9 protein-coding genes are annotated in these 15471 nt (G+C 37.8%); 3 read left to right on the top strand and 6 right to left on the bottom strand.

The features are described 5' to 3' along the window. Positions 1–37: 37 nt before the first annotated feature. The 3 genes from FJX03_05425 to FJX03_05415 all read right to left on the bottom strand — a co-directional run bounded on the left by FJX03_05425 (position 38) and on the right by FJX03_05415 (position 6069). Positions 38–2677: an ATP-binding cassette domain-containing protein gene (locus FJX03_05425; protein MBM3633124.1), complete on the bottom strand. Its 2640-nt coding sequence runs from the start codon at positions 2675–2677 to the stop codon at positions 38–40. Next, positions 2674–3969 (bottom strand): NHLP bacteriocin system secretion protein, encoded by a 1296-nt coding sequence (locus FJX03_05420; GenBank protein ID MBM3633123.1) that lies wholly within the window; start codon positions 3967–3969, stop codon positions 2674–2676. The genes FJX03_05425 and FJX03_05420 overlap by 4 nt, the downstream gene beginning before the upstream one ends. A gap of 93 nt (positions 3970–4062) precedes the next feature. Further along, positions 4063–6069, bottom strand: a complete 2007-nt coding sequence (locus tag FJX03_05415) for a glycosyltransferase (GenBank protein MBM3633122.1) — start codon at positions 6067–6069, stop codon at positions 4063–4065. Between the two features lie 153 nt (positions 6070–6222). On the opposite strand from FJX03_05415, the gene glnA reads away from it, so the two are divergent. Next, the gene (glnA, locus tag FJX03_05410) at positions 6223–7629 is read left to right on the top strand and encodes a type I glutamate--ammonia ligase (GenBank protein MBM3633121.1); all 1407 of its coding nucleotides are present in this window, start codon (positions 6223–6225) and stop codon (positions 7627–7629) included. Positions 7630–7631: 2 nt separating this feature from the next. On the opposite strand, the gene FJX03_05405 is transcribed toward glnA, so the two are convergent. Then, complete coding sequence (locus tag FJX03_05405; GenBank protein ID MBM3633120.1) at positions 7632–9953, bottom strand: hypothetical protein; 2322 nt, start codon at positions 9951–9953, stop codon at positions 7632–7634. 295 nt (positions 9954–10248) lie between these two features. Next, a complete protein-coding gene (locus tag FJX03_05400; GenBank protein ID MBM3633119.1) occupies positions 10249–11280 on the bottom strand; it encodes a hypothetical protein in 1032 nt (343 codons plus the stop codon). A 225-nt stretch (positions 11281–11505) separates the two neighbouring features. Here FJX03_05400 and FJX03_05395 point away from each other — a divergent pair, with 225 nt between their 5' ends. Both FJX03_05395 and FJX03_05390 read left to right on the top strand, forming a co-directional pair. Next, positions 11506–13167, top strand: a complete 1662-nt coding sequence (locus FJX03_05395) for a phospholipid carrier-dependent glycosyltransferase (GenBank protein ID MBM3633118.1) — start codon at positions 11506–11508, stop codon at positions 13165–13167. 13 nt (positions 13168–13180) lie between these two features. After that, positions 13181–14371 (top strand): DegT/DnrJ/EryC1/StrS aminotransferase family protein, encoded by a 1191-nt coding sequence (locus tag FJX03_05390; protein ID MBM3633117.1) that lies wholly within the window; start codon positions 13181–13183, stop codon positions 14369–14371. On the opposite strand, the gene FJX03_05385 is transcribed toward FJX03_05390, so the two are convergent. Then, positions 14340–15332 carry a lytic transglycosylase domain-containing protein gene (locus tag FJX03_05385; GenBank protein MBM3633116.1) on the bottom strand — a complete coding sequence of 331 codons (993 nt, stop codon included), beginning with the start codon at positions 15330–15332 and terminating at the stop codon, positions 14340–14342. The two genes, FJX03_05390 and FJX03_05385, sit on opposite strands and share 32 nt — an antisense overlap. Positions 15333–15471: the final 139 nt, after the last annotated feature.

Raw genomic sequence — 15471 nt, 5'->3', positions numbered from 1 at the left:
ACATAACCTCCATATATGTCTGATAATATTTCATTGCTTAAGCTGTCTCCAATTTCATGAGGGTTTTATAAATTCCCTCATTTTCCGCAAGAATATTATGCGATCCACTTTGAACAATTTTTCCTTCATGAATAACGTGAATCATATCTGATTGTTGGATGGTCGATAAGCGATGCGCGATAATAATGGTTGTTATACTAAGTTGGCTTAAAGATTTAAATATATGCAACTCATTGGGAACATCTAAGGAGCTTGTCGCCTCATCAAGGATAAGAACATCCGCCTTTCGAATAAGGGCACGTGCAATTTCTAACCGTTGGCGTTGCCCCCCGCTCAAATTAACCCCATTTTCTCCAACAGGACTGTTGAGAAGACCTCGAGGCAACAATTCATTATATAATCCCACCAATTGCAAGGCATCGATAAGCACTTCATCATCAACGTCTTTATCCCATGAGGTAAGATTGTCTCGCACCGTGCCGTCAAATAAGTAAATATCCTGATCTACAAGGGAAATGCGTTTGGTTCGCAACTCTTCTTTAATTTCATGTATGGAAACGTTATCCCATAAAATTTCACCCTTTGTTAACGGGTACAAACCACAAATAACTTTAGAAATAGTTGATTTTCCGGAACCACTCACCCCTACAAAAGCCACAGTTTTCCCATACGGAATTGTCAAATTCAAATTTTCAAAAATGGGGGGATCCAAAGGAGCATAACCAAAAGTTATATCTTTTAAGATTATATTATCTTTGAGCGCAGGTAATTCTTTCTCTTTGGCTTTACGCTTTGAAGCAAGAGTATCTTTTTCTTCCAGGGAATCATGAAGTAAAATATCGTTAAATCTATTAATTGAAGCTTTGATTTTTTCAATTTTGCTGGAAAAGTCTAAAAAGGTCATTAAAGGCCCATCTAAATATGCTGAAAGAGTCATAAAAGCCATAAGCGTACCAATAGTTAATTGTTCTCCCATAACCAAATAGGTACCCTTAAACATCAATCCTACTGTCATGAGGCCAGCTAATGTCATCAGCATGATACTGGTGCGCTGATCAATTAGTGATACGCGCTGTTGTTTATTCAAAAGAACATCGTGATTAGCTGCCCAATTTTTAAAAAAGATATTCTCGAGATTGTTTGCTTTTAAGGTATCAACCATGTCCAAACCATTCATGGCAATACCAGAGACCTTACCGAATTGTTGCTGAAAATGGATGTTTGATTCCCTTATGCTTTCCCGAGAGAAGTAAAATACAAGAATGCGCAAAGCTATAAAAACAAGCATAACAAGAAACAGAGGCAAAGATAGCTGCATTAAGACAATAGTGAAAATAATCATACCAAAAATATTGGATAGAGCACCCATAATTTCAAGGGATAAAAGGTCAGAAAGCTCTTCTGCTGAAGAAAGACGATATAAAATGTCGCCACTGAAACGTTGATCAAAAAAACGAAGGGGCAAATGAAATAATTTATGAATAATAAGACTTTCTAAAGTTAACTTAAAATGAAGACTTAAGCGGACAAGCAAGCGTTGTTGGAAGGAGAGAAGTGTTGATTGTAAGATCACACATCCTGCTAAAATAAGCGTTAGGGGAATCAACCAATATGACATATTTTTAACCATAATATAGTCAATAAAAACTTTACTGGAAAACGCAATCAGGAGGGTGGGAAGTATCTGTAAAATGCTTAGGAAAAATGCAGCTAAAATACCGCTTACACCTCTTTTCAAAGATAGAGATAAAAAATTTCCAAGCGCACTTTCCTGTTGTTTTTTTCTAAATTGTTTCGTGGGTGTTAAAATTAATATGACGCCCGTGAAATTTTGGTTAAATTCTTTGAAATCAACGCGTCTCCGGCCTGTTGCAGGATCATTAATATAAAAATATTTGCCAATACGACCCTCGTAAACGACAAAATGGTCAAAATTCCAATGGATTATAGCTGGCAAATCGCATTTATCTAAGTCCCCTAAATTTTTTAGGCTGTATCCCGCAGCTTTCATATTATATTGACGCGCCGCCATTATTATATGGCTTGCCTTGCTTCCATCGCGCGAAACACCACATGCACAACGAGCTTCCTCTGCGGTTAGTTCGTGCCCATAATGGGCCAGCACAATCGAAAAACAAATAGATCCACATTCTGTAGCCTCCATTTGCAAGAAAGTTGGTGTTTTATGAACACTTTTTCGACGTGAAAAAGGGTTACCAAATAAGGGAGAATCTTGCATAGATTTAAAAATATCATAAGCTTTTCCGAACACAGATGATTTGTTCGCAATTCTCTGGTGGAGCCATCGCTTAACAGCTTTTTTTTGACGGTGCCAGTCGTCTCGAATCCTCAGCAAATGTTGATACAATTGAGGTGTCCACGTCATCAAGAAAGATATGACGGCTAATTGAGCAGCTTTTTTCCATTTTTTAAAATTTTTAGAATTTCTTCGCACAAACACCATCATTGCGGAAATTTTAGATTTTAACACCTTCGCCACCTTATTTATCGTCTTAAGGATGGAGCGTATAAAAGGCTTTGCTTTTTTATCTGCGCGCTTTGCTAAACTACTTAAAGTATGAAAAAAGAATACAGTATTAGCTTTTATCCACTGTGCTAGCGGAATTTTTTTGTTAGAAAATGATGACTTTTTTTGCGAAGGTTGTCGCTTTGTCATGGCGCAATCTCAACCAATTTTTTTAGTTCTGGAATAATAATGGCAAATGGTGACCGACTCTCAATAATGACACGTCCATATATCCAAGTTCCTGGAGATAGTTTAAAGGTCTCTACAGGCGATTTTTCTTTATTCTTTATGTTTTTTATAATACGAATACGGGCACTAAGTGGTGGACTGGTCTCTGTAAATTTCTTAACAAGTTCCTCGTTTTGAAGTGTTGACATGAGGCTTCGAGCTGTTTCGGGGTAGGAAGAAATTTCCATCACTTCACCTTGTACATAACCCACATGTTCCTTCTCCAAGTGGGTGGGTATCATATAAACTTTCATACCAACTTTAACTTCTTTTCCTTCAAGCGGGTTCAGATAGATCAATCCCTCAAGCTGACTTTCATCACCTTGACTAACTGTAATTAAAGGTTCGTTTGCAGGCACATTATCTTTTATTTTATGGTGGACACTGATGACCTTACCTTTTAACGGGCTTTTAATTACGCGTGATGTCTCCTGGCGTGTTTTTAAGTCATCAAGACCCCGAATTTCGTCTCCAAGTTTGAGAGCGATTTCTCGTTCACGCTGTGACCAATTCTCTTGATCTACCATCAATTCTTTCTTAAGTTGGACAAGCTTTTCTTGAGCATGCAAGTCTTCTTGCTTTATGTTGTTAATTTGGCTTTCAACATCAAGAACATTTTGTTGTCTTGCATATCCTTTTTCTAAAAGTCCTTTTTGTTTTACGAGATTATCTTCAAGGTTTTTTAAATATTCGACTTTTGTTTTTAAACTGTCCTCAATGATTTTCTTTTGGTGTTCGTAGTTTTCTTTCTTTTCTTTAATGCTTTTTACGGCTGCAACCGATAGTTCATCACGCTTTTTTGTGAGATCTGCAATATATTCCGTACGTACAGCAATAGATTTCGTAATTTCAGGATTATCTAAAATGGCAACGACTTGATCCTTTTCAACAATTTGATCCGTCTTGACCATCAGCTCTTTAATAGTGTTGTAGCCTTCTGGAGAGGTAATCGTTTTAAATATACCACCCTTCGGAATGAGGATCCCATGCCCTTGCAATGTAATTGGAATACTTCCCCAAAACAACCAACCGACGCCCATCACCATCGCAATGATAAAAACAGTTATTAAAATCCAAGTTCCAGAGCCAACCACAGAGATAATTTTATTAACGTCGCTGGGCGTGGAAATATAAGCCAAAGCTTCGTCGCGGAATATGGTTTGTGTATCGTTTTGTTGCTTACCATCTGTAGTATCTTGGTTAGAATCTGACATAACGGCTCATCTCTATTTGCCTTATTATTCCCCTACTTAAATTGTACGAATTATTTGCTAAAGATTCGTTAAGTTAGCAATCAGAAATGTGATTTATTGGGCCTTTGTGTCAGGCGAATAGAGCGATTTATGATTATGAAAAATGCGTCGCAAAAGACGTCGCATGAAATTATCATATTTCAATTCACTCACATTGCTATATCTTCCTGTATAAAGATGCTGAATCAAAGTATGCCGCAGCGTACCCGTTAAATTATTAAATTGGACTTGGAGAATACCACTTTTTTCACGGACAACGGCTGCAGGGATCTTGCCGTAAGATGGCAGCAAAATCTCAACTTCCTGATGCTCCCGCAATTTGTCGTGCGACGTTATTTCTTGGCGAATCCTTGCCCCCCCAAGTGAGATATCATAAATATGAATAGGAAATTTCTTGCCATCCACGAACATTTCCCCAGCTTCATCGATTTTGAAACGTTCATCCGTTCTTGGCCGAGGATGCTCTACGCTTAATAAGGTCATAATAACAAGCATGAGGACATTCATGGTTGCCCAAATAGAAGCTATAGGAAAAAATCCACCTTCTGAGATTGGGCTTGTTTCAGGAACAAGATTTATTAATATTCCAAATGACGTTAAGAAAAGTAAGGTTAAACATACCCAAAATGAAAAATGATGAATATGTCGTTTCTTTTCTGGACGACCCATACTTCCCTTAGGTGTAACACCAAACTCTTTCTTAAAGGGAGCCATGAGACTATCCATAACTGTGGGGATAACTTGAACAGCTTCCAGTGATGCAACCGAACTGCTTAATAAAGGAATATAGTGGCGTGGGGCAAGCCAAAGCGTGACAAAAAGATTTATGATGTAAGCCGGAAAGTGGTAATAAATTAGCTCAGAATAATGCGTAATTACCAAAGCCGGGAACCCTGTCAATAAAAACACAATAGGAACAATAAAGCTAAATATTCTGGTAAAGGGGCTCACCAACCAGTGCCAAGGGAAAAACAGCACCCGGTGTATAAACCTAAGTCTCGGTCCCAAAGGGCCATCATTCATAAACATTGTTTGAATGGTGCCTCGACACCAGCGTCTACGTTGAGTAAGAAGACTTGGTAATGATTCGGGAGCGAGACCATGGCTTAGCTTTTGATTGAGGTAGCGTGTAATGTACCCATGGCGCAATAAAGCCAGCGTTGTTGTCAAATCTTCCGTAATAGATTTCGTGGGAACACCCCCCGTCACTTGCATGGCGGTACGTCGAGTGAGACTACAAGATCCACACCAAAAAGCGGCATTCCACCCGTCACGTGCAGGCATCATGACATCAAAAAATAATCGTTGATCATCGGGCGCGGAATCATAAATATGCAAGTTTGTCTGGACATAGTCTTTATTGAAAAAATGTTGTGGTGTTTGAACAATGGCAACCGTCGGATCAACGAAAAATCCAACAACGCGATACAAAAAATTACGGAAAGGAACAAAGTCAGCGTCGAATACAGCAATAAAGTCACCCTTCGTGACTTCAAAGGCGTGATTTAAATTTCCCGCTTTAGCATGAATCCATTCTTGACGACGAATATATCCTGCCCCCACTTCTTCACAAAATTCCTTTACCCAATCTCGCTTTCCATCATCAAGGACCCATACCTTGAGTTTCTCTTTCGGCCAATCAAGATGTAAGCAACCCAAAATGGAGCGCTCAATAACCTGAATTTCTTCATTATATGTTGGCACAAATACGTCAATAGTGGGCAAATCATTGGCAGGCAAATCCCGTAAAGCTTTTTCATATTTATCCGCCTGACCCAGGCGATCTGAGTGACGGAGCATGGTGATATAAAATATTAAACTTTCAACGGAAACTAAAATTTCGATAAAGAAGCAAAACCAAATCCATATTCCAAGTCCAGTGGGCATAGGGATAGGTAAAGTAGTATCACACAAGCGCCATAGCATATAACGTGCCCAAAAAATGGTCAATATGCCTATTACGGCAAGGCGAACCCACCGATTATCTCTGTTAAGATGAGGTAAAAGCAATAAACAAAATGCAAATACCCCTACAGAAAGCGCATAAATGTCGAAACTCATGAATTTTCCTTCCTATCTTAATTTAAAATAGAAATAAAAAATAAATCGTTAACTTCAATCAAAAAATATACATAATTTGTTAAATCTTATTGGAGTATATTTTAGAGGTAGATACTCTTAATATAGAATAAACCAAATTACGAGGTGAAGGTTATGGCAGGCCCGAAAGAATTTCTTACCCAATTAGTGTCATCTAATACCCAATATGTAGACTTTCGATTCACGGATTTATCAGGGGCTTGGCATCATATGTCCATGCCAATCTCTGCTGTTACTGAAAATCTTATACAAGAAGGTATTTTCTTTGATGGCTCATCAATTCCGGGTTGGAAGGCCATTCATGAGTCTGATATGATTTTGATTCCCGATCTAACGCGGACCATGATAGATCAATTTTCATCTCAACCAACAACGATTGTTTTTTGTGACGTTTATGATCCCGTAACCCGTTTACCTTATGATCGTGACCCTCGCTCCCTGGCAAAAAGAGCTCAAGCGTATCTTTTAGAATCAGGCATTGCAGATAATGCCTGTTTTGGTGCAGAACCAGAATTTTTCATATTTGATAATGTATCGTTCGATTCTGGCACAGCAACTTCATTTTATGAACTCGCCTCAGACGAGTTTCCCCAAGCAAATGGACAGTCTGTAGACACTTCTAACCATGGACATAGACCATTAACTAAAGGTGGATATATTCACGTTGGTCCCAAGGATTCACTGTGCGATTTGCGAGCAGAAATGGTCACGACCATGGCAGAATTTGGTTTAATTATGGAAAAACACCATCATGAAGTCGCTCCCGCTCAACACGAAATTGGCGTAAAATATGCAAATCTATTGGATGCGGCGGATGGCCTTCAAATTTATAAGTATGTAGTCCGCAATGTTGCCCATTCTTACGGAAAAACAGCGACTTTTATGCCCAAACCCGTGTATGGGGATAATGGCTCTGGAATGCACGTTCACCAATCTCTTTGGTTAGGAAACAATGCGCTGTTTGCTGGAAAAGAATATGGTGGATTATCCGAGACAGCTCTTTTCTATATTGGGGGTATTTTGAAGCATGCCAAAGCCTTAAATGCATTTACAAATCCCACAACAAATAGTTACAAACGTCTAATTCCAGGTTTTGAAGCCCCCGTGATGCTTGCCTATTCTGCAGGAAACCGATCAGCCGCTTGTCGTATTCCTCTTACTTATGGTGATAATTCAAAAAGGGTAGAAGTTCGTTTTCCCGATCCAACAGCGAATAGTTATTTAGCCTATTCGGCCATGATGATGGCAGGACTAGATGGAATCAAAAATCGCATTCATCCTGGTGAGGCTGCAGATCATGATCTTTACGAAGAAAAAGAGATAGCCAAAACCTTACCTACTGTATGTTCCTCCCTTAGAGAAGCTCTGATGAGTTTAGAGAAAGATTCAGCTTTTCTAACAGCAGGAGGCGTTTTTTCTCTCGATTTCATAAAAAGCTATTGCAATTTAAAGTGGGCAGAAGTCTTTGCACTTGACCATGCACCTCACCCAATAGAATTTAGGCTCTATTATAGTTCTTAAAGCTATGTAAAGGTAGATTTGCTTATATTTTTTGATGGATTTGTAAGGAAATATTTTGATTTCTTTTGCAAAATCATTAAGCCAAAAGTAAACCAAAAAACGCGCTGATACATTATATCATGTGCCATGCTCATCAGTAGAAAAATGGTTAATGATCCTATTAAAAAAGTCTCATTATGTGGCAAGGGAATTTTATTTTTCTTAGCTAAAATTACACTTTTATATAATTTTTTTAAACATAGATATGAAAACCATAAAATTACAGCTATTCCCAAAAGACCACACTCAGCCCATATCCAGACCCAAACATTATGAATCACGAGAAAGCGATTATTACTCACCGCCTCATCATGCACAAAAGCACCTAAACCCGCCCCAAATATAGGGTGATGCCACCCCATCTTTAATCCCTTAAAAATTGTATATATTCGCTCTTGTATTGAAGAATCCATAGAAATATTTATTGAAGGAGGTGATAAATATAATAAATGAAACCCAGACAAAGATAGATTTGATGCAAACCTTAGACCTAATAAAAGAATTAAACCCAAGAAGCTTGATAAGGTATATCGAATAAGCTGGCGAAAGTTAATGGCACGAATTAAACTATAGACTAAGATTAAAAATACACATGTTATTATGGCTGATCGAGAGGCAGTCATAATTATTCCAGCAAGAATAAGTCCTAAATGCAGAGAGTGCCGATTTGGCATAATGCTTTTATTCCCATCATCCCGCCCCCGGATAAAGTGAAATAAAGAAATGGTCAGCAATTGAAATGCAAAAGCATTTCTGTTCAGAGCATACCCGTCAAGATTATGATCCAAAACAAGATTTTTAAAAATAGGCACTACTTTTAAAAGATATAGCCCATGTTTGACCAATAAGATTGTCGTTATGGAAAGTATAAGTATATCAATGAGGCGTTTATTAAATTGGTCATTAATATAAAATCGACATAAAACACCAATAGAAAAATATCCAACTAGGCAAAACCATCCAAAATAGCGAGACAAAAGGGCCCAGTGTGTTAAGCCAAAATTCATTATACCAATTAGGAGTGATAATGTCAGAATACCAGTAATAATTATTAAAAATTTTTGTACGTTAGGTAGAGAAAAATCTAGTGTTTTATTGGACCACATAATTTCTGAAACAAATATAAAAAGAGCCGCGTAGGCGAAAATATCGGCAAGATTTACAGTTATTGAATAAATTTCATAGTGAATTCGAAATTGAAACAATATCAAAAAAGCAACAAGATACCCCATTAAACCAATAACAGTTTTTACCCGTAAGGATGATATAAAAGAATTTAATACATTTTTTTGATCCCTTTTTAAGGGATGGATAAGTATTTGTGAGAACAAATTTTTTCCTAATTTTGCTTCTCGGTCATCTCTGGATTTTCCAAAAGCATTTTTGACTTTTGTATAATACTTGGAATATATAAGGATCTTTATTCCATATAATAATAAGATAGCCAAAACTGAAGAAATACCAACCAACAGTGAAACTAGAAGTGCCGTATCATGTTTTACGCCTAACTCACCAAAAACCTTTATTGACGCAAGCTCTCTTATTCCCCATCCATTAACACTAATCGGCAAACTGGCGAGAAAACTCGTTACGATACCTCCTCCCACATAAGATGCCGTTGGAAATAATTTATTGAATATGGCAATACCAACGATAAATGAAGAACCAACAACAAGCCAACCGATACTTGTTATCAATGTCATTATCCCAAAATATTTCAAAGACCTTTTTATAAAAAATGATTTAGCTAATTTTGCTTCATGTTTATTAAAGCCTTGTAGGATAAAGATAAGCACTACCCCTACAAAAACCACTAAAGCTTCGATAAGTCGAGAATATTGACTTATGTAATATGATAGGGATGGTTTAAATAAAAGAACACAGCTAATGAGGGACAATACTACGCCAATAATGCTGACAAAAAGTCGTTCATAAACAACCGCAAATGCAATGAGTGTATTAGGAATATTCTTTGTAGAGAGTCGAGACTTTTGACCCATCATCGACCCTACAAACGGGATAAAAAATAGGTTTGAAAGTTGTCCAGAAAGACTCGCGTCACAAGCTTCGCTAAATTTTAATTTATAGCCAAATTGACGATAAAGAAAATAAAGTCGCAAAGAAACAATATAAAAATTTAACAAAAAGAGCGCAAGAATTGCATTAAAAACGAAAAGTATTTCCCCTATGGAAAATGACGAAAATTGTTTCCACTGCAGGTCCAGTAAATAATATACAGATATTGAGCAAATAATTAGACCAATTAATTGGAGCAGCTTAATCATTCTTTATCAAAATCCCTAATATTCAAAGAATTTACACTACTCAAATAATTTATATTCACTTAAAAATTAGCCATTCTTTTTCTCTAAATTTTTAATTTAAAGAAACAGACCTAACAAAAATTTAAAGGCATAAATATGATTCTATTACCATTATTGAATCTATGAAATTATGTGAGGAAGTGTCAATCTGCTAAAATATGAGCGCCAGCGAATTAAAACTAAGCTTTGTAATAACATTAGACCTTGAAATCTGAAAAAAGCACTTTATCGATCATAATTGTAAGGTGCTTGGATATTAATGATAACGACCTATTTTACGCTGCTGATCACGATATTCTTCAAAAGGCAAGATACGTGCCACATCAATATCATATAAATTTGGGGCAAACGCGTAATAGTAAGATCGCCCCTTCCCTTGTATTGTTTTGGCAGGATGTGCATAAATATCCCAATGACTTTTGTCTGGTTCCCCACCATCAACGGATGCGTGATAGCACATCATTTTCTTTCGATCTTTAAGTTCTTTTAAAAGCGGTGTGTTAATACCCTTTGCTTGACCTGTACGCGCCCAATTATCAAGTTGATCGCCAATATTTACAACCAATCCATGATCTTGTGCTTGTTCATCCAAAAACAAATAACTGCCCGTCGTTTCACACAAATACGCTTCTGTGAAACCGTAATTTTCTATAATTGTTTTGAAGAATTTTTGAAAGTTAGGATCGTTTAAAGCGTATTCATTGACATGCCCTGGGCGAACTTTTTCAAAAAAAATTTTTGATAATTTATTAAAGTACTGCCATTGAGACTCCTGCAATTTTTGGTAGAATGTCTCAAGCCAATTAAAGTCAGTATCTACCAAATAGTCGTCAATATCACCTTTTTCTAAGGCTTGCTGTGCTAGCTCTTGATTGTCATCATTTATTAAGAGAATTTTCTGGACATGAGGGTTATCAATCTTTCCAAAAAATTCCAACCCGGTCATTTCATTGATGTTCTTCAAGGGAATCTGAGATGGAATTTGACGAATAACGACGGTAGAAATTTCATCAAATCTTTGAGGACGGTATATCTCATTATGCGTGTCAACAATATGAGTTTTCACCCTAGATTTGCTTTTTACCCGATTTTCTTTTAGTTCGCGATATCGATTATAGAAAGGCTCATGTTGATATATTTCATTAATATAATGTAGAGCTTTGTCTGAATTTTCAAAGAAGTCTAAAGTCATATGAGATCTTGATAATTGTTGATTCAGACTATCGAGTAGTTCTTTTGAATCATTCAAAATTATAATACGCGTAGGGTGAAAACAACATGGAATCATTATACACTCCTGATAAGTTAAGATATATTTCTAACCAAAACCCCAGTCCACTTTCCGACCAGCAACACATTAAAAATAGCATGGTAGGTATTAATTACATGCATAGCAGAGCTAATGCTATGTGACATAACGTCAGACTTTTCAATTTGCCTCTAAATAGCCAATTTTGTCACAATAGGCTTGAAAAGTCTTGCATCCCACATAGGGTAAGCTTATGAATAAGTCATGAAAAAAATTCAATACATTACCGAATCTTCTTGGTTTTGGATTATTCCCATCCTTACCATTTGGTTTGGCTTGCTTATCGGAAATCGCCCTTTTGCAACGCCTGATGAAGGTCGATATGTTGAAATTCCTCGTGAAATGGTTTCAACTGGTGACTATGTTACACCGAGATTAAATGGCGTAAAATACTTTGAAAAACCTGCCCTATTTTATTGGATCCAGGCGGCAAATATTAAATTATTTGGCCTTCACGAATGGGCTATGCGTATTAGCTGTCTGTTATTTGGATTAATTGGATGTGTTGCAACCTATTGGTTCGGCCGTAAAATTTACACGCCCAAAATAGGAATGGCAGCGTGTTTTATTCTTGCAACCAGCCCCCTCTATTACGCATTAAGTCGACTCATTATATTGGACATGGCCGTCACAACGCTCATCACCTTAAGTTTATTTTCATTTCTTTTGACTGTGCAAACGCCTGCAAGTGCAAGACGAAGATTATGGGCATGGGCATTTTATGGATTTTCTGCTCTCGCTGTCCTCACTAAGGGCCTCATGGCTTTGGCTATTTCTGGTCCCGTCATTCTTATTTGGGCTACACTAACAAGGCGATGGAAAGATTTATGGCCGGCCTATATGCCGTCAGGTATCCTTCTTTTTTTAGCTATAGCCGCGCCTTGGCATATTTTAGCAAGCCTAAAAAACCCCGAATTTGCTTACAAATACTTTGTAATTGAGCATTTCTATCGCTACACAACATCTATGCACCTTCGCACGCAGCCCTTTTATTTCTTCGTACCCGTTATATTGCTCGGACTATTCCCTTGGGCAATATTTCTTCTAAATGCCATAAAGGATAGTGTAAAAATGCAACCATCACAGGAAAAGCGGGATACGACTATTTTTCTTCTCATTTGGGCTGGCTGGACATTTGCCTTCTTTTCCATATCAAATTCTAAACTTGTGCCTTATGTTTTACCCTGTTTTACGCCGCTGGCGCTTATATTGGGTATCTACTGGACAAAATTAATTCAACCGGAATCTCATAGGTTAGCACGCTTTAACCTTAAAGTATTTTCCTTCGTCTTAGAGATAATGAGTCTTATTGGTTTGATAACTCTTTGGCTACTACCGCAGTTAATTGATCACAGGCCCTACCTCTGGATAGATTTTACAACTTTTGCTATCGTCCTAATGATTACAGGTCTCATAACACAATTTTGTCTTTATAAAAACCAGATCAAAGTAGCGTTAAACATGGTACGATTCGTGGCTATTCTCTTTATTGCCGTTGTTATTCATCTGACACCAGAACTCCAACGTCCTTCCATAAAACCGTTAGCTCAAATTATTCAAACCCTAAAGAAGCCAGGTGATGTAATTGGATGCTATAAAAATTACTATCAAGATTTACCTGTCTACACTAACCAAACCGTTATGGTTATTGACACAAAAGGAGAATTGGAATTTGGCTGTGAAGTAGAAGACTGCTCTAAATGGATGGTCAATGAAGATCAGTTTTTAAAACTTTGGAATAGTGATATACGTTTTCTCATTGTTTCACAGATTAAAGAAATTTCTCAACTGACCAAACGACAACCAAACTTCCATTATAAAAGCTTAGGCGTAAGCCAGAATAACATGTTAATTTCAAATAAATAAGGAAACGAAATCCATGAGTGTTAAGCCTATACAAACTGATACCCAAAATACTCCTTCCAAAAAGGAATTTTCCGAGTTCCTTCCTTTTTCACGACCCACAATCAGCGAAGAAGCCATTGCAGACGTCGTTGCAACACTTCGATCAGGTTGGATTACGACCGGACCAAAAGTTGCACAATTTGAAGAAGATTTGCGCACCTATTGTCAAGCACCACACGCCCTTACCGTCACTTCAGCAACAATAGGTCTAGACTTAGCCCTACAAGCTCTGGCATTTGAAAAAGGGGATGAAATTATTACAACCCCAATGACCTTTGCTGCTACTTTAAACGTTATCCATCTTAATGGTCTTAAGCCAGTCTTAGTTGATGTGGAGCCCGGCACGTACAACATAGATGTAAAGCAGATTGCCTCTAAAATTACATCACGCACCAAAGCCATTATGCCTGTGCATTTTGCGGGATTGCCCGTAGATTTAGATCCTATCTACGAATTAGCGAACAAACATAATCTCAGAGTTATTGAAGATGCTGCTCATGCAATCGGAACCGAATATAAAGGCCGCCGCATTGGAAGCTTTGGTGATATTCAAGTCTTCAGTTTCCATCCCAACAAAAATATGACCACGGGTGAAGGAGGATGCATCACCACTCGCGATGATGCTTTTGCGAAAAAAATTGCCCTTTTGCGTTTTCATGGAATGGACCGGGAAGCCTGGAATCGGTTTGGTAAATCAGGTTCACAAGACTATGAAATTGTTTGCCCAGGCCACAAAGCAAATATGATGGACTTACAAGCCGCAATTGGCATCCATCAGTTAAAAAGCCTCAATTCATTCATTGAGCAGAGAACAACCTTAGTTCAACGCTATCAAGAAAGTTTGAAAAATTGTGGGGGGTTAACACTCCCTGCAACTCCGTCATACTCACACCGTCATGCATGGCATCTCTTTGCTCCTCTCACAAATCACAAAAGTCGAGATGAAGTTATGCAAACTTTAAAAAATAGAAATATTGGTACAGGACTTCACTACCGAGCCGCTCACCTTTATCCTTTTTACCGGAAAACTTATGGGTGGAAAGAAGGAGATTTTCCTCATGCAGAATCTATAGGAAATCGAATATTTAGTTTACCGCTATATCCTCAACTCTCCCATGAAAATCAAGATCTCGTTATCGAGATTTTGCATGAAATTTTGAAATAGACGGAACTTTATCTTTGTGCTGTTTACCATCACTTTTGTTCTTCTCGGATAGAGGAATGGAATTTTTAATAACACTGATATTTTCTACACTAACCGGCTTTTGAAGAACAACATTTGCTGAAGATCTGTGGATTGCCCTTCCAAAAGCTTTCGGCAACCACCCTTGAATAATTTTAGGACCTGTTCGTTGATCCCTACCTGAGTTAACAAGTTGGGGTGACTGGAGCGAATTTTTTTGAAAGACTCTGTAAGGGGCAAATCTTACCACCATTGGAACACGACGACCGCTAGGTGTAGCAACATTATTTACAATTTCACCTTTATGGCGTTCAAGATCAGCAAGAATCATTTCCGCAGTCAATTTTTTAATATCTAGAGGTTCGCGGTAAGTCATCTTACCATTTTGAACTTTAGCCCAAGTCTTTAAAACTTTGGCTTTGTAGGGCAAGTGAAATTTTGCCGTCGCAGAGTGATAATGTGCAACAGCATTGCCCCAAGATCCCTTATTTTTTTGTTTGGCTTTCAGAAATTTTGCAGCGTAGGCAATATTTGTTTCTGGATCAAAAGCGGCATCAAGAGTTGAAAACGCTTCTGGGTGCTGTTTTAAATTCACTTGCATGCACCCCACGTCGATGCTGGTAATACCGATTTGGCGCAGTTTGCGAACCATACTTATTGCCTGTCCCTTCGTTGCAAAAACATATGGCTTTCCATTGGCATTAATAGTCCACGGCCAAGCTACAATAGAACCTTGTACTTTGCGCCCCGATTCTACTAGAGAAATAGCCGTTAACAACTTATGGGGTATGCCATGTGCCGCCTCGTATCTACGTATTAAGGGATCGCATACATTTCCAGTGTGACCTATTCCTTTACTCATGCTGGCAACACCCAGAACACAAGCTAGCAAGAAAGTCTTGAGCATTACGACTCCTCTTCTCATTTGAATACAATTTTTCATAATTTAATCATTATGCCGAAAAGATTAATTTTTTATGAATATAAAAATTGTCGCACATTAAAAGTGGCTAAATAGAAGGAGAAAGGAAGTTAGGAGCCAAGAACAAGGTAACTTATACCGGGCGCCTAACGATTATATC

Source organism: Alphaproteobacteria bacterium (genome assembly GCA_016870095.1).
Taxonomy (GTDB): domain Bacteria; phylum Pseudomonadota; class Alphaproteobacteria; order Paracaedibacterales; family VGCI01; genus VGCI01.
This window is presented reverse-complemented; position numbering and strand designations above follow the sequence as displayed.

Bases quoted from the DNA above. Each gene is read 5' to 3' on its own strand.
- FJX03_05425 (MBM3633124.1), bottom strand. From the start codon at position 2,677: ATGACAAAGCGACAACCTTCGCAAAAAAAGTCATCATTTTCTAACAAA.
- FJX03_05420 (MBM3633123.1), bottom strand. From the start codon at position 3,969: ATGTCAGATTCTAACCAAGATACTACAGATGGTAAGCAACAAAACGAT.
- FJX03_05415 (MBM3633122.1), bottom strand. From the start codon at position 6,069: ATGAGTTTCGACATTTATGCGCTTTCTGTAGGGGTATTTGCATTTTGT.
- glnA (MBM3633121.1), top strand. From the start codon at position 6,223: ATGGCAGGCCCGAAAGAATTTCTTACCCAATTAGTGTCATCTAATACC.
- FJX03_05405 (MBM3633120.1), bottom strand. From the start codon at position 9,953: ATGATTAAGCTGCTCCAATTAATTGGTCTAATTATTTGCTCAATATCT.
- FJX03_05400 (MBM3633119.1), bottom strand. From the start codon at position 11,280: ATGATTCCATGTTGTTTTCACCCTACGCGTATTATAATTTTGAATGAT.
- FJX03_05395 (MBM3633118.1), top strand. From the start codon at position 11,506: ATGAAAAAAATTCAATACATTACCGAATCTTCTTGGTTTTGGATTATT.
- FJX03_05390 (MBM3633117.1), top strand. From the start codon at position 13,181: ATGAGTGTTAAGCCTATACAAACTGATACCCAAAATACTCCTTCCAAA.
- FJX03_05385 (MBM3633116.1), bottom strand. From the start codon at position 15,332: ATGAAAAATTGTATTCAAATGAGAAGAGGAGTCGTAATGCTCAAGACT.